This is a genomic window from Roseibium sp. HPY-6 (assembly GCF_040530035.1).
Taxonomy (GTDB): Bacteria; Pseudomonadota; Alphaproteobacteria; order Rhizobiales; family Stappiaceae; genus Roseibium.
In genome coordinates this window covers 2277326-2299922 of sequence record NZ_JBEWCD010000002.1, presented here as the reverse complement: position 1 = coordinate 2299922, position 22597 = coordinate 2277326, and the positions used below count along the sequence as shown (strand labels likewise).

The following is a 22597-nucleotide window of genomic DNA, read 5'->3' as shown; positions in this document are numbered from 1 at the left end:
TGACCTGGCCGAGGCTTGTGATTCTGCGGAGCCTTATGCCGCCAGAAACTGCAGACGCTCGTCCATGCGTGCGGGGGTGATTTCAAGGATTTGTGCCTTGACGACCTGTTCGGCCACGAAGGGGTCTCCAGCGATAAAGGCTTCCAGGTCTTCGCGTGTCGTATTGTGAGCGATGATACCGCCGCCCGCGTTCGGCTGAAGGCTGCCAACCATCAGAAAGAGGCCCTGATCAAAGCCTTTTGTGATCCAGTCCTTGTGCCCCTCCATAAGCTCGCCCGCCCTCACCTTGTTGTCAGCAAAAGTCAGTGTGACGACAAACATCTTTTTCTCCTTGATGCCGATTTGCAAAATTTGTCAGCGACCTGAAGCACCCTTCAGCGCATGGTCAGCCTGTTTCTTGGCCGCTTCGGCCCAGCTGAGGATCTGTTCCACTTCACGGCGAACGAAGGCTTCGTCCTTGAAGGCTTGCGCCAGTGTGGCAACGCCCTGGCTCCAGCTGAGCACATGAAGGGCGTGCGCAGACGCTTCGTCGCCGCAGCCAAGCTCAAGAAACTGCCGGGTCAGCCAGTCCCGGAACAGGGCGAGGATCTCGTTGGCCTTTGCTCCCGATCCATGATCGATCTTGGCAAGTTCAGCCGTCAGCGTGCCGACCGGACAACCATAGGCCATGATTTTGGTCTGGTTCACGACGACGATCTTGATGAAACATTCGATGCGTTTGAGCGGATCGTCAGATGTCTCGCCCCAGATTGCGAGAAGCTGTTCACGGTCCGCCAGCCGTTTCTCGATAACCGCGTCCAGGATCTCGTCCTTGGATTTGAAGTGATAGTAGAAATTGCCGCGCGAAATGCCGACAGCGCCGGCGATATCGGCAAAAGACGTCTCGCCAAATCCCTTTGCGTAAATCAGCTCATCCGCTCTTTCGACGATTTTTTGCCGTGTGGCTTCGGCTTTCATGGGCACTCCTGCAACGTCACAACTCTAACGGGTCGACTGCCGGCTTGAGAGTTTAGGACGAACGACCTATTTCCAATTAGGACAATTGACCTAATTCGTCAACGTACTTCCTGTGCCTTTGGAATTAAACCTCGTCGCATGGATTGCAGAAGAGTGCCGGGAGAAAACTCAGGGGTGAATTTTTCGCGCCTCACACGTTTGTGAAGGGAAGACCTAAGCAATCCTGACAGGCAGCTGTCAGGAACACTTTTCTAAATTCAGGCTCAGGCGAGGCGCGCAAGTCCCGCGCCACACGGCAAGAAAACCCGCCGAATATCAACGAATTGCTGATTTAACGCTAATCAGGAGCGAATTTCGATGATTTCTGAAATCATGGTGATTTTCTTAAACACCAAGCGTATTGCCACGTTATTAGCGCATTTTTGCACCGGTGTGGTGCGTTTCCCAACGTTGGAATGCCAACTTTGTTTCCTACGTTCAGGTCGCTTGGTGGCAGTCACAGGGCCGGTGGAAGGCAATCTTGCCGATGCCCTCGTGGAGGGAAATACATGACTTACCTGGACGAACGGAGCGACACATCCTCCGCTTCTGATCTATTGGATTTTTTCTACGCAACAAGGACACAGACGGAAAAACTTACCGCCCCGCTCAGCGACGAAGATATGGGGCTTCAATCGATGGAAGACGCCAGCCCGCCCAAATGGCATCTGGCGCACACGACGTGGTTTTTTGAAGAATTTATCCTGAAACCGCATCTGCCCGGCTACCATCCCAAAGACGACAGGTTCGCCGTTCTATTCAATTCGTATTATGTGCAGGCTGGCCCAAGGCATACGCGATCGAAACGTGGCCTCTTGTCCAGACCCAGCGTGACCGAGGTCACCTCCTATCGCGCCCATGTCGAAGACGCGCTGCGCGAAGCACTGATCTACGACAGGTTCACGCTTGAGCAGGATCAGTTGAACGCTCTGCTAACGCTGGGATGTCATCACGAGATGCAGCACCAGGAGCTGCTCGTGACCGACCTCCTGCATGCCCTTTCATACAACCCGCTCCTGCCGACCTACATTACGCCCCAGCCTGCCGTCGTCGGGACACCGCCGGAGCGCAGCTGGACGTCCTATGACGGTGGCCTTGTTGAGATAGGGCACGACGGGACCGGATTTGCCTACGACTGTGAGGGCCCCAGACACAAGGTCTGGCTCAATCCCTACAAACTTGCCGACCGGCCAGTGACCAACGGGGACTGGATCGCCTTCATGGATGACGGCGGCTACGAGACCCAAACGCTCTGGCTGATGGAAGGCTGGGCGGTGCGTGAGCAAAACGGCTGGGATTCGCCCCTTTACTGGTGGCAGCAGGACGGCCAGTGGTGGACCTATACCCTTCAGGGCCCGCGTCCTGTCGACCTGAACGCGCCCGTTGTTCATGTCAGCTACTACGAGGCCGAAGCCTTTGCGCGCTGGAGCGGACACCGCCTGCCAACGGAAGCCGAATGGGAAGCTGCGGCGGAGCCAACTGAGATTGACGGAAACTTCCTTGAAAGTGGCAGCTACGTACCGATCGGTCAACGCAAAGGTCTTTGGGGAGATGTCTGGCAATGGACCAGCAGCGCCTTTTCGCCTTATCCGGGCTTCCGGCCGCCCGAGGGAGCGATCGGTGAATATAACGGCAAGTTTATGGTGAACCAGATGGTTCTGCGCGGTGGCTCCTGCGCAACCCCGAAGCTTCAAATGCGTTCTTCTTATCGAACCTTTTTCTATCCACATCAGCGCTGGCAAATGCTGGGGCTCAGACTGGCAGCAGACCAATGACCAAACATGTTCCCCCTGTAGATCAGGTGACTGAATTCAGGAACGATATCCTGGCAGGTCTCAAGGCGCCGCGGAAAACCATCAGCAGCAAGTGGCTCTATGACGATGTCGGTTCGCATCTGTTTGAAGCCATCACGGAGCTGGATGCTTACTATCCAACGCGCACCGAACTTGCTCTTTTGGAAAAACACGCACGCAATTTCGCGCGCCTCCCAGGAGCGCGCGGCGCTATGGTGGAACTCGGCAGCGGATCGAGCCGAAAGACGAACCTTTTGCTCGACGCCTTTCCGGACCTGTCGGTCTATATGCCGGTTGACATCTCGGCCAATCACCTGAAAGATGCCGCCGATCGTGTTCGCCGCGCCTACCCTTCCCTTGCCGTGATACCCGTTGCAGCCGATTTCACCCAACCTCTCGGCAAGCTCCCCTTGCTGCCCGAGTTACCGGTTCTGGTATTTTTTCCCGGCTCCACGATCGGAAATTTCGAAAAGGACGAAGCTACCTTGCTGCTACAATCCGTCCGGGAGGCCATGCCCGATGCCACGATGATTGTGGGTGTCGACAGGCCAAAGGAGGAAAAGGTCCTTCTGGAAGCGTATGACGACCCCTCCGGCGTGACAGCAGCTTTCAATCTTAATCTGCTGCAACGGATCAACCGGGATCTTTCAGGTACTTTCGAGCTGAAACGTTTCGTCCATAGAGCCGTCTGGAACGCATCGGAAAGCCGCATTGAAATGCATCTTGAAAGCCTTGCGGACCAGTCCGTGCAGATCGGTGACGCCGTGATTCCCTTCCAGGAAGGTGAAACCATCCACACGGAAAACTCGCACAAATATGACGCGGCCGCATTCGCTGAAATAGCCAACAGGAGCGGCTGGCGGATCCTGGACGAGCACCGCGATGCGCAATCCTGGTTTTCTGTCTACGTCCTGCAGGCGATCTGAACTGAACAAACGCGCTTTGCCTGGAGACCGCCTTCGTAGCGCCTCCAGGCAGTTCTGTTGCGCGATCAACGCTCTGCGATGGCAAGGCGGGCGGCCAGCACGACAAAGACGGTTCCCGCCAGGCGGTTGAGCCAGATCTGAGCTTTTGTCGAGCGCCGGAGATAGCTTCCGAGCAAGCCGCCGCCCAAAGCCACTGCACCAAACACCAGAATTGTTGCCACGATGAAGAGTGCACCCAGCACCAGGATCTGAAGCGGAACGGACCCTCGTGCGGGGTCCGCGAATTGTGGCAGAAAGGCCAGAAAAAATATTGCGACCTTGGGATTGGTGACATTCATAACGATGCCGCGCCGGTAAAGCGCAAATCCCGACAGGACCGGTCCGTCGCCTTTCGGTAATTCAGCGCTTCCGGCGCGAAAGGCCTGATAGGCGAGAAAAAGCAGGTAACCGGCGCCCACCACCTTCAGAACCGTGAACGCCAACGCAGATGTTTCAAAAATCGCGGCGACACCAAACGCGACCGCGACGGTATGCACGACAAGCCCCGTGCACAGGCCAAGTGAGACCAACAGGCCGGCAAACCGGCCATGAAGCGCCGACTGTGTCAGTACAAAGATGTTGTCCGGCCCCGGCGCAAGGCCAAGCGCGACCGCGGCAACGAAAAAGACACTCAACACTTCAATGGGTATCAAGGCTAGCTCCCCCGTTTCTCAGGAAGGTTTGGCGAGTGTGCCCAAAAAGATCAAGCCCCTGCGAGGCGCAAAGCCACGGACCTGAATGCCTCTTCAATCCGGAGAATGATTGATCTCGTTCCCGCTGACAGACAGTCATCATCACTCTTTTTCCAATAATGAACAGGCCAGGCTCGAGCGACAACGCTGCCTGCGATTACAACGGCCAAAGCACATGCGGGACAGCAGTGAAAGGTCATTGGGGAGTGGTCGCTTCACTTTCAAAAGTCGCGCCAGCGAAACATTTGTTTCAGGGTTTGACAAGGCAAAAAACAAATGAAACAGTAAACAAATGGTAGCAAGTTCGCAGCCCCAAATCCGCACGGCAATTTCGGCCAGTTATGCTGAGCTGAGTGAAACTCTTCGCATTGCTGCCGACTATATAGCTGAAAATCAAGTGGAAATAGCGACACGAAGCTTGAGATCCGTTGCGAGCGCAAGCGGCGTCAGCCCGGCAAGCTATACCAGACTGGCAAGGGCGCTCGGCTTTTCAGACTATGAAGCGCTTCGGGAACAGGCGCGATTTGAGCTCAGCAAACGCGAGCAGGACAGTTTTCAGGACAAAGCCCGGCGTCTTCGCAGCGACGTGGATCAACCGTTGCTGCCGCGCCAGGTTGCAGCCTGCATCGACAATATCCAGGGCCTCGTCGCGGACATCGACCCTGCAACGCTCGAGACCGTCGTCGACCGGCTTGCCGTTTCACGGAAGATCGTTCTCATCGGCGCGCTCGCCTCGGCCGGCTTCACGGATTACTTCGCCTACCTGGCAAAGTGGTTTGACGACCGCTGGCTGGTCGCCGGCCGGAACGGAACCACTTTGGGCAGCACCCTTGCCGCTCTGGGGGCGGAAGACACGGTATTGATCATCTCCAAGCATCCTTACGCACACCGCTCGGTCAGGGCGGCCAAACTTGCGTCCGGATGCGGTGCCAAGGTGGTTGTTCTGACGGACAGCCGAGCCTTTCCCGGCCTGCAATATGCCGACTTTCACTTCATTCAACGCACTGAAAGTCCACACTTTTTTTCGTCTTACGCAGCCACGCTTGTGCTCATAGAAACAATAACAGGCATGTTGGTTGCGCGAGCCGGATCCGAAGCAGACGCAAGGATCCAGGAGGTCGACAAGTATAATCGCTTGCTCGATGAGTTTGAAAATGTCTAGGGTGGTGAACCACGCTTGACTTGAGAATTTTAACAAGAGGGAAGCCTAGTCAAATGATGATGAAAATGAATCTTGCAGGTGCCGTCCTGGCATCCAGCATTGCATTTACCGGTGCAGCATCGGCTGAAGAATTCATCACGATTGGTACCGGTGGTGTCACAGGCGTCTACTACCCGACAGGCGGCGCGATCTGCCGGCTGGTCAACAAGGGCCGGAAAGACCACGGCATCCGCTGCTCCGTCGAATCCACCGGTGGCTCGGTCTACAACATCAACACCGTGCGCGAAGGCGAACTGGAATTCGGTGTGGCGCAGTCCGACTGGCAGTATCACGCCTTTAACGGGACTTCGAAGTTCGAAGACAAAGGCCCGTTCGAGAACCTTCGCGCGGTCTTCTCGGTGCATCCGGAGCCGTTCACTGTTGTGGCACGCGCCGATTCCGGCATCGCGAACTTTGAGGATCTCAAAGGAAAACGGGTCAACATCGGGAACCCCGGCTCAGGTCAACGCGGCACGATGGAAGTCCTGATGGACGCCATGGGCTGGACCACCGGCGACTTCGCACAGGCGACCGAGCTGAAAGCAGCCGAACAGTCCGCAGCGCTTTGCGACAACCAGATCGATGCCATGGTCTACACGGTTGGTCATCCGTCCGGTTCGATCCAGGAAGCAACAACCGCCTGCGATTCCGTTCTGGTGAATGTTGGTGGTGACGCTGTCTCGAAACTCGTCGACGACAACAGCTACTACCGCACGGCGACCATTCCGGGCGGCATGTACAGAGGTAACGACGGCGACACCAATACCTTCGGTGTGGGCGCGACTTTCATCACCTCTGCAGACGTTGCGGACGACACGGTCTACACGCTGGTCAAGTCGGTCTTCGAGAACTTTGACGCGTTCAAGAAGCTGCATCCGGCGTTTGCCAACCTGAAGCCGGAAGAGATGGTCGCTGACGGCCTGTCCGCACCGCTGCATCCTGGCGCTGCCAAATATTACAAAGAACAAGGCTGGATCAACTAAGCCACATTCATTCAGGGTCCGGAGACATTTCTCCGGACCCATCCTTTTGCGCCGGAAGAAGCCGTCTGAAAGGCTCAGGTGCGTTTCAATTGCACGACATGTGATTTCGAGGGCCGGAGAGGCCCTGAAGACCCGAAACCAGTGGGCAGCGGCTCAAAACAAGAGCCGAAAGATGGGGAACTTTCATGGCGGACCAAAACCAAGCAAACAATCAGGACACGAGACGAGGTCTTTCCGAAGAAGAACTTCAGGAACTGGTCGCTGCTTCTGATTCCGGATCCCGCAATCCGGCCGGCAGTGTTGGCCTGTTGCTCGCCGCCGTCGCCTTTGCCTGGTCAGTCTTTCAGGTTCTGCTGGCCTCCCCGATCGCCTACTACGTTCTGCCGGGGGACCTGATCAACAACAGCCGCCAGTTTCACCTTGCGTTTGCAATGTTCCTGGCATTCATGGCGTATCCGGCGCTGCGGAGCAGCCCGCGCCATTACATCCCGATACAGGATTGGATCCTCGCCCTCTTCGGCGCGTTCATCGCCCTCTACGGGTTCTTTTTCTACGAAAAAATCGTCAACAACGGCGGTCTTGCCGATGACATGGACAAATGGTTCGCGCTTGCCGGCATCGTTGTTCTGTTTGAGGCGGCGCGGCGGGCGCTCGGTCCGGCCATGGCAGCTGTCGCCACCGTTTTTCTGCTTTACGTCTTCTTCGGTTCATCGGAATGGGTGCCAGAGGTCATTCGCTGGAAGGGCGCCTCGCTGAAGAAAGCCATGAGCCATATGTGGATCACGTCGGAAGGTGTCTTCGGCATAGCGCTCGGCGTTTCCACCAAGTTCGTGTTCCTCTTTGTTCTCTTCGGTGCTCTGCTCGACAAGGCAGGTGCCGGAAACTACTTCATCCAGATGGCCTTCGGCGCGCTCGGTCACCTGAAGGGTGGACCTGCGAAAGCCGCTGTCGTCGGTTCTGCCGCAACCGGTCTGATTTCCGGTTCTTCGATCGCAAACGTTGTGACCACCGGCACTTTCACCATTCCCCTGATGAAACGTGTCGGCTTTTCATCCGAGCAAGCCGGATCCGTTGAAGTCGCATCATCCGTCAACGGACAGATCATGCCACCCGTCATGGGCGCTGCGGCCTTTTTGATGGTCGAATATGTCGGTATTTCCTATGTCGACGTGATTACGCACGCCTTCCTGCCGGCCGTCATTTCCTACATCGCGCTGGTCTATATCGTTCACCTTGAAGCCGTGAAGCGGAACATGCCCACCATCGGGCACAAAACCGTTTCGACGCTGCGCACCGTGCTTGGCATGTTCTTCTTCTTCGCCGGTTTCGCCGCACTTTGTTACGGCGTGAAATTCCCGGTCGGCTGGATCGTTGCAGCCGTTCCTGAAGGCGCGAGCTGGATCCTGGCCGTCCTCGTCTTTGTCGCTTACCTGGCTCTCTTGAAGCTTGCAGCGACTGTCGATGACCTGCATCCGGACGATCCCAACCAGAAGGAAATCACACTTCCGGAAATCTCCGAGATCTACAAGGCGGGCCTCTATTATCTGCTGCCGATTGTCGTGCTCGTCTATTTCCTCATGATCGAGCAGAAATCGCCGGGTCTTTCCGCCTTCTGGGCAACCGCGCTTCTATTTGTGATCCTGCTGACCCAGCGCCCGATCAAGGCGATCTTCCGCGGGGAAAGCGAAACCTTCAATGAGCTGAAGGAAGGTGTCAACGATCTCGTCCACGGCATGATCGACGGCGCCCGCAACATGATCGGCATCGGACTGGCCACGGCCACCGCCGGCATCATCGTCGGCACCGTTACGCTGACCGGTATCGGTCAGGTCATGGCCGATCTGGTCGAATTCGTATCGGGCGGCAATCTTGTGCTCATGCTGATGTTTGTCGGCCTGCTGTCGCTTGTGCTTGGCATGGGACTGCCGACAACGGCGAACTACATCGTGGTGTCATCGCTGATGGCAGGTGTCGTGGTTGAGCTGGGCGCCCAGTCCGGCCTGATCGTGCCGCTCATCGCGGTTCACCTATTTGTCTTCTATTTCGGGATAATGGCGGATGTGACGCCACCGGTCGGATTGGCGTCCTTTGCCGCGGCGGCCGTCTCCGGCGGCGATGCGATCCGAACGGGATTCACGGCCTTCTTCTATTCGCTGCGAACGATCGCCCTCCCCTTCATGTTCATTTTCAACACGGACCTGCTTTTGATCGATGTCGGCTGGCTTCAGGGGACGCTCGTCTTCTTCGTGGCGACGATAGCGATCCTCGTCTTTACCGCGGGCACGATGGGCTATTTCGTAACAAAAAGCCGGATTTATGAAAGTGTCGCGCTGGTGCTGATTGCATTCATCCTGTTCCGGCCAGATTTCTTCATGAACCGTATCCAACCCCCGTTCGAGCAGATCGAGCCGTCACAGTTCGTGCAGGCTGTCGGAAACGCACCGGCGGGTCAGGAGATCCGGGTCACGGTAAGCGGACCCGATTTCGACACAGGAAACACCACCGAAAAGACAATCGTGGTGAAACCCGGTTCAGAAACAGGCGGTGAAGCCAGGCTCGAGGCTCTCGGCCTTACTGTATTGGATGAGGATGGCGTTCTGAAAATCGACGAACCGTTCCCCGGCACGCCCTATTTCGAAGAGCTGGGAGATTTTGATTTCTACGCCGACGACCCGGTTATTGCGAAGACGGCTCAAATCGAGGTCGAACAGCTTCCCAAGGAGCTTATCTATATCCCCGGCCTTCTGCTTCTGGTGTTGGTCTATCTGATCCAGCGCGCACGCGTTGGTCGCGAGAAAGGAGTGGCGGCATGACGGTCAAGTCAGTGTTGTGTGCGGTCGACGTTTCCCATGAGGACGATATCCGGGTTCTCGAGACCGGCGACAAGATCGCGCGCCTCGACGGCGCGCAACTCGATGTCATAACGGTGGTTCCAAACTATGGCGTGACGCTTGTGAACTCCTACTTCGACGAGAATTTTCAGGGCGAAATGGTTTCAAAGACCAAGGACGCGCTGACGGCTATGGTCAGCAAGGTGCTTGGTGAGGAGCGCAACAAGGATATTCGTCATATCGTCGCGGCGGGTTCGATTTATGAGGAAATTCTGCAGGCAGCCAAACAGGCAGGCTCCGACCTGATCGTCATTGGCGCACATAAGCCCGATCTGAAAGAGTTTCTGCTCGGTCCAAACGCTGCCCGCGTTGCAAGACACTCGGAGTGTTCCGTTTACATCGTGCGGAACTGACCGATGCCAATTGTAATCAGGAGCTGACAGCCGCAAAAGCAAAAGCCGCTGAATGCCTTCAAGCACGGTTTACCCGTGCGCAAAAACCGCGTGGCTCACCATAGCGGCAGGACAAGTAACTGACAATAAAGGGAATACTCAGCTCTTGCGTTGCAAGAAGAATGTGCCAGGAAGACAGCATTCGTTTCGTTTGCCTGCAATTATCAAAATGTATTTTGAATTCGATTAGGCGAATCAGGCTATGTTTTGTGCTGATAGCTGCTGAAAAATAACAACATACGCAGCGATAGAATAGACAATACGCAACACTTCTCAACCATAAGAGAAGCACTTTGTTTACCGCAACCGGGGTATTCTTACTCCATGCTGAGACTGATTAAGACATCAACGCAGCGGAAGTTTCTCGCCATCATGTTTGCGGCCTTGATAGCTGTAAACGGTCCCTTGCTCATAACCTTTTTCATCATCACGAAGGACACTCTGGAAGGCGAAATGCTCGCCAAAAAACGTGTTTTTCTGGAAGCCAACAGCAAGGCCCTCAGCAAGGTTCTCTGGGATTTCGACTACGAAAATCTGAGAAAATGGGCTGGGGCGATCGCAAATGACCGCGACATATTCAGCATCGAAATCCTGGACGATAAGGGCAAAAGCCTCACGCACGTCACCAACAGCGAAAACCTGCACACGATGCCCGGGACTGAAGAAGCGCTCTTTTCCAAGGAAATCACGCATTCGGTCGACGGCACGGATCACCTTGTGGGTACGCTGCGCATCCGGTTCATGTCCGATCACATAAGCAATGCGGCTATACGGGAGGTCGGCAAATCCGCGATCCTGTTTATCGTGTCCACGATCTCGGTCCTCGTGGCCGCACTGATCGCCAACCGTTTCATGATCTCCAGGCCTCTGACGCGCCTGAATGCTGCCATTGAGACGACGCATCGCACGGGAACGCGAAAGAAAGTCGACTGGACGTCTTCGGACGAGTTGGGCCGGGTTACAAACGCCTTCAACGAAATGCAGGACAGTCTGGATCAGGACGAAGCGCAGCTGATCAAGGCGAACAAGCGGCTGGCGTTTCTCTACAACAACACGCCGGTCATGTTGTATTCGATCGACAGCAAAGACCGGATCATCAAGGTTTCGGATTATTGGCTTCACGCGACCGGTTACAGCCGAAAGCAGGTCATCGGGCGCAGGTTCTCCGAGTTCATCCACGAGGACTTCAAAGACGGTTATCTGACGAACCGCGGAATGCTCTCGGTTGGAAAGAACGAGACCCTTGAGGTCACCTCGGTGTTTCAAAAGGCGGACGGAACACGCCTTGATGTCCTGATCACCGAAACCAAGGACTTCGACGACAGTTCGGCCGGTCGGCGCTCGCTCTCAGTCATGACGGATATCAGCAAGTTGAAGGCGGCTGAGGCCAAGATCCTGCGGCAGGCGCGCACGGACTTCCTGACGGGACTATTGAATCGGGAAGGCTTCGCAGACCGACTGAATGCCGCAATCGAAAACAGCGATGGCGAGGCAGATATTGCGGTGCTGTTTTTCGATCTCGACCGTTTCAAGTGGGTCAACGACAACCTGGGTCACTTTGCAGGTGACCGTGTCTTGCAATCCGTGACCCGGGAAGTTGCACAGCTGCTGGACGAAGGCGACAGTTTCGGCCGTTTCGGTGGCGATGAATTCGCAATAATGTTGTCGTGCGAATCTACCAAAAAACGCGCTGTTGACCTTGCGACCAAGATCAACCGGACCCTGAACCGGCCGATTGACCTCGGCGGCCGAACTTTGCAAATTTCCGCCAGCGTCGGCATCTCGTTCTACCCGGAGAACGCAAAAAGTGCGGAGGAGCTTCTCAAGGCATCGGATGTTGCGATGTATCGGCAGAAGAACAGCGGACGCAACGGTTTTTGCGTTTTCAACGAGCAGTTCGGCAAAGAGGCAGCGCAGCAGCTCGAGGTAAAGGAGATCATCTCCGAAGCGCTGAAAAACGACTGGTTCGAGCTGCATTTCCAACCCATCGTCAATCTCAAGAGCGGCACCCCCGTGGGATTTGAAGGGTTGTTGCGGCTGGTGCACCCCGAAAGAGGCGTACTTCCTCCGCTGGAGTATATCCGCGCGGCGGAACAGACCGGCGGGATCCTGGAAATTGGAGATCTCGTCCTCGAACTTGGGCTCCAAGCGCTTGACCGCCTGCAATCTGAGGACCAGTGGCGGTCGAGCTATGTGGCGCTCAATTTTTCTGCGGCGCAGTTTCTTCCCGACTTGCCAACCAAGCTTGCCGGCAAGCTTTCGGCGCATTCCATTCGCCCCGGTCAACTGGTGCTCGAGATCACGGAAACGACCTTGATGCAGAACAGCATGGGACTGGACGGTCTCATTGAAGACATCCGCCAACTGGGCTGCGCATTTGCGCTTGACGACTTCGGTACCGGTTTCTCTTCGCTCAGCTACATGAACCGTTTCCCGGTCGATATCGTGAAGATCGACAGATCGTTTATCGATGGTCTCGACGCAGGTAACGGAAACGAACGCTCTTTGAAGAATGCCGCCCTGATCGAAGCGATTGTCGGGCTCGCGCGAAAGCTTGACCTTAGTGTCATTGCGGAAGGTATTGAAAGCCAACGCCAGCGCAAGTGCCTTGTCGACTTGGGCGTAGAAACAGGCCAGGGCTTCCTGTTTGGAAAAGCAGCGCCCCTGGACGTTCTGCTTTCCCGTGAAAGCAGCGCAAACGCAGCAACAGCGCCGACATTGGACGTTGCATTCAAAAACACCGGATTTGGTTAGGACAACCTGGAGAACGAGGGTCAACCGATGCGAGACTTGACGAGGAGATCCGTTGTCGCCGGCCTTGCTGCCTTCTCTACCCTGCCCCTGGGACGAGCATCATTTGCTCGCTCGGAACTGAATGCGCTCAAGGTCATGACTGAGGAATATCCCCCGTTCAACTATCAGAATGGATCGGGCCTGAGTGGGATCAGCGTCGAAATCATGGCCGAAATCTTCCGGCGGACGAATTCAGGTCATGATCGCAGCGATATTGAACTGCTCCCCTGGGCACGCGGTTATAACCTCACGCTGCAACGGCCGGGGCATGCGCTTTTTTCGACGACGCGCACCCAGGACCGTGAGGAGCTGTTCAAGTGGGTCGGGCCGTTTGTGCCAACCGTCGTCGGCTTGACGGCGAAAAAGAGCCGTGAGCTGCAAATCAAGACCGTGCATGACCTGGCGAACATCAGGATCGGTGTCGTAAAGGACGATGTCGGACAGCTTTTGCTACGGGCGCAAGGGGTTCCGGACGACCGGATCGAAGCGGTCCTGTCAAACGAACAGAACTTCCGGAAGCTGATGGCCGGCAGGGTCGATGCGATTTCTTACGAGACCAAGGTCACGCGCTGGGGATTGCAACAATTCGGCGCCAATCTGGACGACTATGAAACTGTCTACGAACTAGACCGCGGGCAGTTGTATCTGGCACTCCATCACCAGACCTCAGATGAGGTCGTCGAGAAATTGCAAAATGCTTTCAATTCGCTTGTCGAAGACGGAACGCACAGCATGATCCTGAAAACCTACGGGATCACGTCTTGAAGCTGTCATTCAAGAACTTTGTCCGTAAGCGCCTTCTGGAAGGGTTCAGGGGTCGCTTAAGAGAGCATTTTTCAATCTCCTCGCCTCATCGCTGAGCGGTCGTGCCTGGGGCCAGGCAATGAAGTACCCCTTCCCCGTTGAGTGCATTCTTTTCGTCATGGCGACCAGGGAACCGGATGATATTTCGTCTTGCAGGAGGGGCAAAGCGCCAAGAGCAAGGCCCTCGCCCTTGAGTGCTCGGCCGATCGTCTGATTATAACTTGCACATTCCAGAACAGGCCATTGGTCGAACTCCGCCCAACCTGTTCTCTGGATCCAGACAGGCCAATCCGTCCAGTTGGGGGCCATGCGCGCGAAGTTCAGAAGCAGTGGCGCTCCATCCGGCGATGCCTTTTCAGCCGATTTCACAACGCGCGGCGTTCCAACCGGAACAATGTCTTCGGGAAACAGCAGCTCGGCATTCCATCCAGGCAGTCGATCCTCGCCGTGCAGAACCACAAGGTCATGCTCGGGCCGTAACAGGTCGCCAAGTTCGTCGGCGGTGACAAGATTGAACGGGCACGCATCATCCGACAACGCAAACTCTCTCAGCTTCGGCTGCAGCCAGAACGTTGCCAGTGCCGTTACAGATGCGATGCGTACGACCGGTCTTGCAGGCACTTTTACCGTGCGCAGCGCCCAGTCGAGATAATCGAGCGTCATACCCGTTTTCTCTGCCAGATACGCGCCCGCCTCCGTTGGAACGAGTTTGCGGCCCGTTCGTTCAAACAGATCAACGCCCAGCCAGCTTTCCAACTGCCGGATCCGTTTGCTGACCGCAGCCTGCGTAACAAACAATTCGTCCGCGGCTTCGGTAAAATTCAGATGCCTCATAGCGGCTTCAAAGAAGACCAGCGTATCAAGCGGCGGCAAGGATTTGCGATAGCTTTCCATAACTTCAGGTTATCCAATAGGCAGAGTTTTTCCAGACTTTTCGGACAGCTTACGAATGTGGTTATTCCGTGTTGTGCGGAAACGGAGCTAATCACCATGGCGGAACTCGACTGGCACGCGGAACGGAGCGACCTTGACGGGCTGGCCCAGTTGGACAGCGTCACTTCAGACGACAGTATCGATCTCGTTGCCGTTCGCACCTACCGGCAAGCGCGCGTACGCCAGAAAATGGCGGAATACGGCGTCGATGCCGTCATTCTTTCCGATCCGGTCAATATTCGCTATGCCACCGGCGCTCGCAACATGCAGGTCTTTTCCATGCGGAACGCGCCATCGCGCTATCTGCTCCTGACCGCGGACAAGAGCATTCTCTTCGAGTTCACAGGATGCCGGCATTTGGCGGAGGATCTGGAAACGATCGACGAAGTCAGGACATCATCCACGGCCAGTTACGTCGCTGCCGGGCCGCATATTGCGGAACGGGAAAATGTATGGGCGACGGAAATGGCGGATCTCATCCGCAAACTCACGGGCAACAAAACGGCAGTTGTCGGGCTTGAACGGCTGAATGCCGGCACGAGCATCGCGCTTCGGGAAACTGGCCTCGGGATTGTCGATGCACAGCAACCCGTTGAAATGGCGCGCGCGATCAAATCTCCTGAAGAAATGAAATGCATGATCGCCTCCTTGCGCGCCACCGAGATCGGGGTCGGGAAGCTGCGTGACGCGATCCGCCCGGGATTGACTGAGGCAGAGTTGTGGGCGGTGCTCCACAAGTCCATCATCGAGCAGAATGGCGATTATGTTGAGACGCGTCTTCTAAACGCCGGTGCGCGGACAAATCCCTGGTTTCAGGAAACCTCATCCAGCGTGATTGCCCCCAACGATCTGATCGCGCTCGACACGGATGTCGTCGGCTGCCACGGCTACTACGCGGATTTTTCCCGCACCTTTCATGCCGGTCCGGACAGGCCCAGCTCCGCGCAAAAGGATCTCTACAAGGTCGCCTTTGAGCAGGTGCATCACAATATGGATATCCTTTTTCCGGGCATGACCTTCCGGGAATACGCAGACAAGGCTTGGGATATTCCAGAGCGGTACTACACCAACCGCTACTATCTTTCCGCCCACGGCGTCGGCATGACCGGTGAATATCCATATCTTTATCACCACGGAGATTTCCCCGACGCCGGCTACGACGGCGTGCTGGAACCGGGCATGACCATCTGCGTGGAGAGCTTTATCGGTGAAGACAACGGCCGCGAAGGCGTCAAGCTTGAACAGCAGGTGCTGATCACGCAGACGGGGATAGAGCTGCTGTCCGAGTTTCCCTTTGAAGACAAGTTGTTGTCTTAAAGGGTGTGGTCAGCCGTGGGCGAAGAAAAGCGCGAAAGCCCCTACGAGAACGAGACTGACTGCCCACACCCGGTCGAGGTTGAACCAGGCCTTTTGCAGGAACGAAAGACCCAGCCAATGGTAGACGCCGAAGGCGAGCAGACCACCTGCGGTCGCCATCGCGAGCGTATGCACGACAGCGACCAGCAGTGCCATTTGAACGTCTGCCGCCATCAGCATCCCGGCAGCCTGGTGCCCCTGACTGTCCTGAATTGAGCAAATGCCCAGATAGATCGGAACCAGCATCAGACCAGCTCCGTGGGCGATCGCAACCAGGAAGGACCAGATACCAAGTTTGGCAGGTGATACTCTTGCGAGAAACCTCGGATGGCGATTGGTGATGAGCAGGTAGAGCCCCAGACCGATCACAAGACACGCTGCAACGATCTGAATTTCACGCTCAAGACTGACAAGCACGATCATTGCCGAGAACGGCAACAGGATCGCCAGCATTGCCAGCAAATGCCCGGCAGCAAGGGACAAAAGTGCCCGCGGAAGCGCTTGTGTCTGCCGCTCCATGAGAGCGGCGGACACCGCAAGCGGCCATCCCATTCCCGGGTTGAGGCCGTGATAAAGGCCGGATCCGATGACGGCCAGCCAAAGGGCCGTCACGCTCATCCCCTCCAAGGTCAGACCGATGGATAGCAGAAACTGTCCGTCGAACAGTCTCCGCCTTCAAGGCGGATCTGATGAGAGCGGTAGCCTTCGGGAAACTCGACCCAGAACTTCTCATCGAGCGTCAGCCCGCCGTCCGGTCCCGCATTCGCCATCACCATGGCAGCGCCACGCTCACCCGGATAGAACTGATCGTCCCAGGTGGAGTAGAGGGAATTGGTCCAGTAGACCCGCTTTCCGTCCCGGCTGATCTCGACCATCTGCGGTCCGTAGCCGAAGTCCTTTCCATTCGGATGCTTCGTCTTCTTCACGATCCCGCCAATCTCTACTTTGCCGGCGAGCGTGGGGTTCATGGGATCGGAAACATCATATTGATGCATCTCACCCGTCCCCCAGCACGCAACATAGAGGAATTTGTCGTCCAGGCTGAGATCAATATCGGTGACGAGCGGCGGCACCGCCGAAAATCCCTTCAACAATTCCGGCAAGTCGTTCGGGTCGGCAGGCTGCGGATCGATCGTGATGGTTTTCTTCGCCTCGAATGTCCCATCGTCCTTGCGCCACCAGGTAAATATGGAACCCTGGAGATTGGTCGTATCAACAACCACACCGCAAAATCCATATTGTTTCGCCGGATCGTGTGCCGGGCGAATTTCAAGCGCCATCTGATGGTTTTCACCCAAATCGATTGTCTGTACATTCTTGCGCGCGCGCAGGTCCCAGAAGTGGATCCGGTGGCCGTATTTGTTCGACAAGAGATCTTCCGCGACAATTCCGTTTTCGAATTGTGGAGGCAGGCCCCACTCTGACGAGACCATGTAGTCGCGCGGCAGGTTCCACCAGAAATCGTAATGCTTGTCCTGAATGCCCCGATCCATCTCATACCGCCCGAGGATCTCGAACGTTTCGCAGTCCATGATAAAGATCCCCGGAGGTCCGTCGGTACCGTCGGCCCCACCGCCGCCAAGCGTTGAGACGTAAACGCCCTCCGGTCCGCAATGGATCGTGTGCGGGCGTGAGTATCCTGTTTTTGCGAAAACTTCTTCGGGTTCGATGATCTTGTGGATCTTTGCCTGCAGCGGCTCTTTCACATCGATCACATAGATCCGGGAGGATCTGATGCCTGGGATGATAAGGTAGCGCCGCTCAAGAAAGGCATGACCAGTGAGCGGAGACAGCGCCGACGAACAGGCATTCCAGCCGAAATGGTGAAATTCATCTCCCTTGTTTGGCATCATGACCGTGTGCACGATCTGGCCGTATTCCGCGCTCTCCGGATCGACATTCACCACGGCCAGCCCGTCCGGCCTGCTGAAATCTGGACTTAACATCAATGTGAAGGCCAGCTTTTCAACCGGTGCCTCCATTGCCATTTGCGCAGTCGGATAAAAACTCGGATCTGGCCTCAAATTCATGTCGTCCTCCCTGAATTGCGACAATTATCAAGACGGGTGTTGTTTTTTCTTCTTGGTCCCGCAAAGTTCTCCTGAGCTCGATTTCAAAGATCTTGCTGCTATGAGGACCAATGCCTGTATTGACCTATTCCTCCGGCCCTCATACACGCAGAATGCCCTAACGTCATCCGCCGGTCGAGAGCAAAAGAGACATTAAATCTTGGTCTTAGCCACAATGAACGAAATCGTTGATGGTTACAGACCAACAGGGAAAGGGCTCGGAACTTCCCTCTTGGAAAAAAACCGTTCCCGACGCAAACTTGCTCTAGGCAAACATCACTCAGCGTCCTATCTAATCGTAACATTGCGATGAGTTTCGTTGCTTACGCCGAGACGCACGCTGACCTGTCCAACGTGATCCGAGCCGGAGAGCCTTCCCGATGAGTGAGACCTCAACCTACACGCCGCCCAAAGTATGGACCTGGGAGCAGCCGAACGGCGGCGAGTTTGCCAGCATCAACCGTCCCGTGTCCGGGTCGACGCATGAAAAGGACCTGCCGGTCGGCGAACATCCCCTACAGCTCTACTCGCTCGCAACGCCAAACGGCGTCAAGGTAACGATCATGCTGGAGGAGCTTCTCGCCCTTGGCATCGAGGCGGCCGAGTATGATGCGTGGCTGATCCGCATCAACGAAGGCGATCAGTTTTCGAGCGGCTTCGTCGGCGCAAACCCCAATTCGAAAATCCCGGCTCTGGTCGACCGCAGCACCACGCCACCAACCCGTGTTTTTGAATCCGGCTCCATTCTGCTTTATCTGGCGGAAAAGTTCGGCGCGTTCCTGCCCAAGCACCCCGCTGCCAGAACCGAAACGCTCAACTGGCTGTTCTGGCAAATGGGGTCGGCTCCCTACCTCGGAGGCGGCTTCGGACACTTCTACAAGTATGCGCCGGAAAAGTTTGAATATCCGATCGATCGTTTCACCATGGAAACAAAGCGTCAGATCGATGTGCTCGAAAAGGCTCTTTCCGAACGGCCTTACATTGCAGGCGACGACTACACCATCGCCGACATGGCAATCTTCCCATGGTACGGCGCGCTTGTTCTCGGACGTCTGTATGATGCTGCAGAATTCCTCGCCGTCGACGACTACACGAATGTGAAGGCGTGGGCCGAAAAGATTGATAACCGGCCGGCTGTTATTCGTGGGCGAAAAGTGAACAAGGCCTGGGGTGAAGAGCACGAGCAGGTACACGAGCGCCACAGCGCTGACGATCTGGAACCAAAGCCTGCCGTTGAAAGCGCGGCAGAATAGTCATACAGGTAGCGGCCTGCGTCCACAGGTCGCTACCTGATCGTTCATGTGCTTCCTTGTTCACACAGATCAACAACATACGGAACTGGTGAGAAAAAAATACTAAAGTCGTTGGAATTGCGAGTATTCCGACCAATCTTCTACACAGCTTGCAAGACTACGATGCTAATGGAGCTCGTTTTCGCAAACTCTCCCACTGCGCGCTTATGCAGGATCAGCACCGAAATACCCTCCGGTTCACTCGCAAACACATCTTGTCATAAGTAAAATTTTCGTCTCTATATGCGAACTGGCACACAAGATCCGTGGGGCAGCGGTGAATCCTTTGCCGCAACCGCCGGATTCTCTCTCTTTAGGCCACGTCCCGGTCACCATCTCGGAGCGACATATGTCAGAAGCCCTTAAGATTGGCACACCAAAGGAAGTCTTTCCCGGGGAGGCCCGCGTGGCCATGACCCCGGAGTCGGCGAAGCAGCTTCAGAAACTCGGATACACCTGTCTTGTCCAAAGCGGGGCCGGGAAAGCAGCCGGTTTTTCGGACGAGGCCTACCAGGAAGCCGGCGTAGAAATCGTGAAAACGGCGCCCAGCCTTTGGAAGAAATCGGACATTGTCGCGAAGGTTCGACAGCCGGAAGAAAAGGAAATGGGTTACCTGACGAAAGGCAAGACCCTGATTTCCTTCTTCAATCCGGGCGGCAACGAAAAGGGGCTTGAGGGCGCCAAGGAAACCGGTGCCAACGTCATTGCCATGGAGATGGTGCCTCGGATTTCGCGCGCGCAGAAGATGGATGCGCTCTCCTCCATGGCTAACATCGCCGGGTACCGTGCGGTCATCGAAGCCGGAAACAATTTCGGGCGTTTCTTCACCGGCCAGATCACGGCGGCCGGCAAGGTGCCACCCGCCAAAGTACTGGTCGTTGGCGCAGGTGTTGCGGGACTGGCTGCCATCGGTACATCGACATCACTCGGCGCAATTACCTATGCATTCGACGTTCGCCCGGAGGTCGCCGAACAGGTCGAATCCATGGGCGCGGAATTCGTCTACCTCGATTTTGAAGAAGAACAGCAGGACGGCGCCTCGAGCGGCGGCTATGCCAGTGTCTCCTCTCCGGAATTCCGCGAAGCGCAGTTGGCGAAGTTCCGGGAGCTTGCGCCCGACATGGACATTGTCATTACCACGGCATTGATCCCCAACCGCCCTGCTCCCAAGCTCTGGCTGGAAGACATGGTCAAGGCCATGAAGCCAGGTTCGGTCATCATCGACCTTGCAGCGGAGCGTGGCGGTAATGTCGAGGGAACTGTCACTGACGAGAAGGTCGTGACAGACAATGGCGTGACCATAATCGGGTATACCGACTTCCCGTCCCGCATGGCGGCGCAATCCTCCAGTCTCTATGCAACGAACATTCGTCACATGATGACGGACCTCACCCCCGAAAAAGACGGGCAGTTGGTTCACAACATGGAAGACGATGTCATTCGCGGCGCAACGGTAACGCATGAAGGCGAAATCACCTTCCCGCCACCGCCGCCAAAAGTTCAGGCGATCGCCGCTAAGGCCAAGGAAAAGCCAAAGGAACTGACGCCTGAAGAAAAACGCGCGCAGGAAGTTGCGGCGTTCAAGGCGCAAACAAAACAGCAGGTTACACTCCTGGCTGTCGGTGGTCTCTTCATGCTGCTGGTCGGCCTCGTCGCACCGGCGAGTTTCCTCCAGCACTTCATCGTGTTCGTTCTCGCGGTCTTTGTCGGCTTCCAGGTCATCTGGAACGTAAGCCATTCGCTGCACACACCCTTGATGGCCGTCACAAATGCCATTTCGTCGATCATCATTGTCGGCGCGTTGCTACAGGTGGGCTCAGGTTCGTTCCTGATCATCCTGCTCGCAGGTCTCTCCATCTTCATGGCCGGAATAAACATTTTCGGCGGTTTCCTCGTCACGCGGCGCATGCTCGCCATGTTCCAGAAGTCTTAAGGAGGCCGAACCATGGAATTTGGTTTCACCACTGCCGTTTATGTGGTCGCGGCTATCTTGTTCATTCTCTCGCTCGGCGGCCTGTCGGGTGAAGAAAGTGCAAAACGCGCCGTCTGGTACGGCATCGTCGGCATGGCCCTCGCTGTTGTCGCAACACTTATCGGGCCCGGCTCCGGTCTCTGGCTGCTGTCTCTCATCCTGATCGCCGGCGGCGGCGTCATCGGCTACTACGTCGCCCAGCGCGTCCAGATGACCGAAATGCCGCAGCTGGTCGCCGCCATGCACTCACTGGTCGGCCTTGCCGCTGTCTTTGTCGGCTTCAACGCCTATATCGAACTCGGCCGCGTACTGGCCATGAGCGACGAAGAGCGCAAGGCACTCGAAGGTTTCGCTGCCATTCTTGCCAAGAAGACCTCTGCCGAGCAAGCCATCCTGAAGGTCGAGGTTTTCCTCGGCGTGTTCATCGGTGCGGTGACTTTCACCGGGTCGGTCGTGGCATTCGGCAAACTGGCCGGAAAGATCACATCCAAGGCAGAAAAGCTGCCAGGTGGCCACGCCCTCAATGCAAGCGCCGCGATCCTGTCGTTCATTTTGCTGATCCTGTTCCTCAACGGAGCCGGCATCTGGACGCTCATCCTCATGACGCTGCTGGCCTTCTTTATCGGCTATCACCTGATCATGGGTATCGGCGGTGCGGACATGCCGGTCGTCGTCTCGATGCTGAACAGTTATTCGGGCTGGGCAGCGGCGGCCATCGGCTTCTCGCTCGGGAATGACCTCCTGATTGTTGTCGGCGCGCTCGTCGGCTCGTCTGGTGCGATCCTGTCCTACATCATGTGTAAGGCGATGAACCGGTCGTTCATCTCCGTCATCCTCGGTGGTTTCGGCAATACAGCCGGACCGGCAATGGAAGTCGAAGGGGAACAGATCGCCATCGATGCCGACGGTGTGGCTGCTGCCCTGGACGATGCGGACAACGTCATCATCGTTCCCGGCTACGGCATGGCGGTGGCCCAGGCGCAGCAATCGGTCAGCGAACTGACCAAGCGCCTCAGAACCAAGGGCAAGAATGTCCGGTTTGCCATCCACCCGGTTGCCGGTCGCCTGCCCGGCCACATGAACGTGCTGCTGGCGGAAGCGAAGGTTCCTTACGACATCGTTCTTGAAATGGACGAGATCAACGAGGACTTCCCGGAAACGGATGTCGCCATCGTCATTGGCTCCAACGACATCGTCAATCCGGCGGCCCAGGAGGATCCAAACTCTCCGATTGCCGGCATGCCGGTCCTGGAAGTCTGGAAAGCCAAGCAGGTGTTTGTTTCCAAGCGCGGTCAGGGAACAGGTTATTCAGGCATCGAGAATCCGCTGTTCTACAAGGAGAACACGCGCATGTACTACGGCGATGCCAAAGCCAGCCTCGACAAGCTGCTGACCATGATCGAGTAATCGCCTGACACTTTCGAAATGACAGCCGCCCGGGACGACCTGGGCGGCTTTTTCTTTG

At 56.2% G+C, this 22597-nt stretch carries 19 protein-coding genes; 13 read left to right on the top strand and 6 right to left on the bottom strand.

Annotated elements, in window-relative coordinates; all coding sequences use genetic code 11:
• Positions 1-33: 33 nt before the first annotated feature.
• Together ABVF61_RS21640 and ABVF61_RS21635 are read right to left on the bottom strand one after the other, a co-directional pair.
• Entirely contained in the window at positions 34-321 is a 288-nt protein-coding gene (locus tag ABVF61_RS21640; protein ID WP_353995607.1) for a YciI family protein, read from the bottom strand.
• A gap of 33 nt (positions 322-354) precedes the next feature.
• Entirely contained in the window at positions 355-957 is a 603-nt protein-coding gene (locus ABVF61_RS21635) for a TetR/AcrR family transcriptional regulator (RefSeq protein WP_353995606.1), read from the bottom strand.
• 357 nt (positions 958-1314) lie between these two features.
• Here ABVF61_RS21635 and ABVF61_RS21630 point away from each other — a divergent pair, with 357 nt between their 5' ends.
• From ABVF61_RS21630 to egtD, 3 genes are read left to right on the top strand one after another with little or no spacing between them, the layout of a single operon-like run.
• Positions 1315-1509: a hypothetical protein gene (locus ABVF61_RS21630; RefSeq protein ID WP_353995605.1), complete on the top strand. Its 195-nt coding sequence runs from the start codon at positions 1315-1317 to the stop codon at positions 1507-1509.
• Positions 1506-2771, top strand: a complete 1266-nt coding sequence (gene egtB / locus ABVF61_RS21625; protein ID WP_353995604.1) for an ergothioneine biosynthesis protein EgtB — start codon at positions 1506-1508, stop codon at positions 2769-2771. The genes ABVF61_RS21630 and egtB overlap by 4 nt, the downstream gene beginning before the upstream one ends.
• Complete coding sequence (gene egtD / locus ABVF61_RS21620) at positions 2768-3715, top strand: L-histidine N(alpha)-methyltransferase (protein WP_353995603.1); 948 nt, start codon at positions 2768-2770, stop codon at positions 3713-3715. Before egtB ends, egtD begins: the two co-directional genes overlap by 4 nt.
• Positions 3716-3780: 65 nt before the next feature.
• Here the strand turns inward: egtD and ABVF61_RS21615 are convergent, their stop codons facing one another.
• Positions 3781-4407 carry a LysE family translocator gene (locus ABVF61_RS21615; protein ID WP_353995602.1) on the bottom strand — a complete coding sequence of 209 codons (627 nt, stop codon included), beginning with the start codon at positions 4405-4407 and terminating at the stop codon, positions 3781-3783.
• Positions 4408-4738: 331 nt separating this feature from the next.
• Here ABVF61_RS21615 and ABVF61_RS21610 point away from each other — a divergent pair, with 331 nt between their 5' ends.
• The 6 genes from ABVF61_RS21610 to ABVF61_RS21585 all read left to right on the top strand — a co-directional run bounded on the left by ABVF61_RS21610 (position 4739) and on the right by ABVF61_RS21585 (position 13471).
• Complete coding sequence (locus ABVF61_RS21610; RefSeq protein ID WP_353995601.1) at positions 4739-5608, top strand: MurR/RpiR family transcriptional regulator; 870 nt, start codon at positions 4739-4741, stop codon at positions 5606-5608.
• Between the two features lie 53 nt (positions 5609-5661).
• Positions 5662-6630, top strand: coding sequence for a TAXI family TRAP transporter solute-binding subunit (locus ABVF61_RS21605; protein ID WP_502949986.1), 969 nt, complete (start codon positions 5662-5664; stop codon positions 6628-6630).
• A 185-nt stretch (positions 6631-6815) separates the two neighbouring features.
• Complete coding sequence (locus ABVF61_RS21600) at positions 6816-9443, top strand: TRAP transporter permease (RefSeq protein WP_353995600.1); 2628 nt, start codon at positions 6816-6818, stop codon at positions 9441-9443.
• A complete protein-coding gene (locus ABVF61_RS21595; protein WP_353995599.1) occupies positions 9440-9874 on the top strand; it encodes a universal stress protein in 435 nt (144 codons plus the stop codon). Before ABVF61_RS21600 ends, ABVF61_RS21595 begins: the two co-directional genes overlap by 4 nt.
• A gap of 363 nt (positions 9875-10237) precedes the next feature.
• On the top strand, positions 10238-12667 hold the full coding sequence (locus ABVF61_RS21590) for an EAL domain-containing protein (protein WP_353995598.1): 2430 nt from the start codon (positions 10238-10240) through the stop codon (positions 12665-12667).
• Between the two features lie 27 nt (positions 12668-12694).
• The gene (locus tag ABVF61_RS21585; RefSeq protein WP_353995597.1) at positions 12695-13471 is read left to right on the top strand and encodes a substrate-binding periplasmic protein; all 777 of its coding nucleotides are present in this window, start codon (positions 12695-12697) and stop codon (positions 13469-13471) included.
• A 45-nt stretch (positions 13472-13516) separates the two neighbouring features.
• On the opposite strand, the gene ABVF61_RS21580 is transcribed toward ABVF61_RS21585, so the two are convergent.
• The gene (locus ABVF61_RS21580; RefSeq protein ID WP_353995596.1) at positions 13517-14404 is read right to left on the bottom strand and encodes a LysR family transcriptional regulator; all 888 of its coding nucleotides are present in this window, start codon (positions 14402-14404) and stop codon (positions 13517-13519) included.
• 96 nt (positions 14405-14500) lie between these two features.
• Here ABVF61_RS21580 and ABVF61_RS21575 point away from each other — a divergent pair, with 96 nt between their 5' ends.
• Entirely contained in the window at positions 14501-15760 is a 1260-nt protein-coding gene (locus ABVF61_RS21575) for a M24 family metallopeptidase (RefSeq protein WP_353995595.1), read from the top strand.
• Positions 15761-15769: 9 nt separating this feature from the next.
• On the opposite strand, the gene ABVF61_RS21570 is transcribed toward ABVF61_RS21575, so the two are convergent.
• Both ABVF61_RS21570 and ABVF61_RS21565 read right to left on the bottom strand, forming a co-directional pair.
• Entirely contained in the window at positions 15770-16417 is a 648-nt protein-coding gene (locus ABVF61_RS21570; RefSeq protein WP_353995594.1) for a hypothetical protein, read from the bottom strand.
• 11 nt (positions 16418-16428) lie between these two features.
• On the bottom strand, positions 16429-17829 hold the full coding sequence (locus ABVF61_RS21565) for a selenium-binding protein SBP56-related protein (RefSeq protein WP_353995593.1): 1401 nt from the start codon (positions 17827-17829) through the stop codon (positions 16429-16431).
• Between the two features lie 419 nt (positions 17830-18248).
• On the opposite strand from ABVF61_RS21565, the gene yghU reads away from it, so the two are divergent.
• The 3 genes from yghU (at position 18249) to ABVF61_RS21550 (ending at position 22539) form a co-directional block, all read left to right on the top strand.
• Positions 18249-19121 carry a glutathione-dependent disulfide-bond oxidoreductase gene (gene yghU, locus ABVF61_RS21560; protein ID WP_353995592.1) on the top strand — a complete coding sequence of 291 codons (873 nt, stop codon included), beginning with the start codon at positions 18249-18251 and terminating at the stop codon, positions 19119-19121.
• A gap of 388 nt (positions 19122-19509) precedes the next feature.
• Positions 19510-21093 (top strand): Re/Si-specific NAD(P)(+) transhydrogenase subunit alpha, encoded by a 1584-nt coding sequence (locus tag ABVF61_RS21555; protein WP_353995591.1) that lies wholly within the window; start codon positions 19510-19512, stop codon positions 21091-21093.
• Between the two features lie 12 nt (positions 21094-21105).
• Entirely contained in the window at positions 21106-22539 is a 1434-nt protein-coding gene (locus tag ABVF61_RS21550; protein WP_353995590.1) for an NAD(P)(+) transhydrogenase (Re/Si-specific) subunit beta, read from the top strand.
• Positions 22540-22597 lie beyond the last annotated feature (58 nt).

What these genes read in the sequence shown, in the direction of transcription:
- ABVF61_RS21640 (WP_353995607.1), bottom strand. Translation starts at nt 321, where the DNA reads ATGTTTGTCGTCACACTGACTTTTGCTGACAACAAGGTGAGGGCGGGC.
- ABVF61_RS21635 (WP_353995606.1), bottom strand. Translation starts at nt 957, where the DNA reads ATGAAAGCCGAAGCCACACGGCAAAAAATCGTCGAAAGAGCGGATGAG.
- ABVF61_RS21630 (WP_353995605.1), top strand. Translation starts at nt 1,315, where the DNA reads ATGATTTCTGAAATCATGGTGATTTTCTTAAACACCAAGCGTATTGCC.
- egtB (WP_353995604.1), top strand. Translation starts at nt 1,506, where the DNA reads ATGACTTACCTGGACGAACGGAGCGACACATCCTCCGCTTCTGATCTA.
- egtD (WP_353995603.1), top strand. Translation starts at nt 2,768, where the DNA reads ATGACCAAACATGTTCCCCCTGTAGATCAGGTGACTGAATTCAGGAAC.
- ABVF61_RS21610 (WP_353995601.1), top strand. Translation starts at nt 4,739, where the DNA reads ATGGTAGCAAGTTCGCAGCCCCAAATCCGCACGGCAATTTCGGCCAGT.
- ABVF61_RS21605 (WP_502949986.1), top strand. Translation starts at nt 5,662, where the DNA reads ATGATGATGAAAATGAATCTTGCAGGTGCCGTCCTGGCATCCAGCATT.
- ABVF61_RS21600 (WP_353995600.1), top strand. Translation starts at nt 6,816, where the DNA reads ATGGCGGACCAAAACCAAGCAAACAATCAGGACACGAGACGAGGTCTT.
- ABVF61_RS21595 (WP_353995599.1), top strand. Translation starts at nt 9,440, where the DNA reads ATGACGGTCAAGTCAGTGTTGTGTGCGGTCGACGTTTCCCATGAGGAC.
- ABVF61_RS21590 (WP_353995598.1), top strand. Translation starts at nt 10,238, where the DNA reads ATGCTGAGACTGATTAAGACATCAACGCAGCGGAAGTTTCTCGCCATC.
- ABVF61_RS21585 (WP_353995597.1), top strand. Translation starts at nt 12,695, where the DNA reads ATGCGAGACTTGACGAGGAGATCCGTTGTCGCCGGCCTTGCTGCCTTC.
- ABVF61_RS21580 (WP_353995596.1), bottom strand. Translation starts at nt 14,404, where the DNA reads ATGGAAAGCTATCGCAAATCCTTGCCGCCGCTTGATACGCTGGTCTTC.
- ABVF61_RS21575 (WP_353995595.1), top strand. Translation starts at nt 14,501, where the DNA reads ATGGCGGAACTCGACTGGCACGCGGAACGGAGCGACCTTGACGGGCTG.
- ABVF61_RS21570 (WP_353995594.1), bottom strand. Translation starts at nt 16,417, where the DNA reads ATGAGCGTGACGGCCCTTTGGCTGGCCGTCATCGGATCCGGCCTTTAT.
- ABVF61_RS21565 (WP_353995593.1), bottom strand. Translation starts at nt 17,829, where the DNA reads ATGAATTTGAGGCCAGATCCGAGTTTTTATCCGACTGCGCAAATGGCA.
- yghU (WP_353995592.1), top strand. Translation starts at nt 18,249, where the DNA reads ATGAGTGAGACCTCAACCTACACGCCGCCCAAAGTATGGACCTGGGAG.
- ABVF61_RS21555 (WP_353995591.1), top strand. Translation starts at nt 19,510, where the DNA reads ATGTCAGAAGCCCTTAAGATTGGCACACCAAAGGAAGTCTTTCCCGGG.
- ABVF61_RS21550 (WP_353995590.1), top strand. Translation starts at nt 21,106, where the DNA reads ATGGAATTTGGTTTCACCACTGCCGTTTATGTGGTCGCGGCTATCTTG.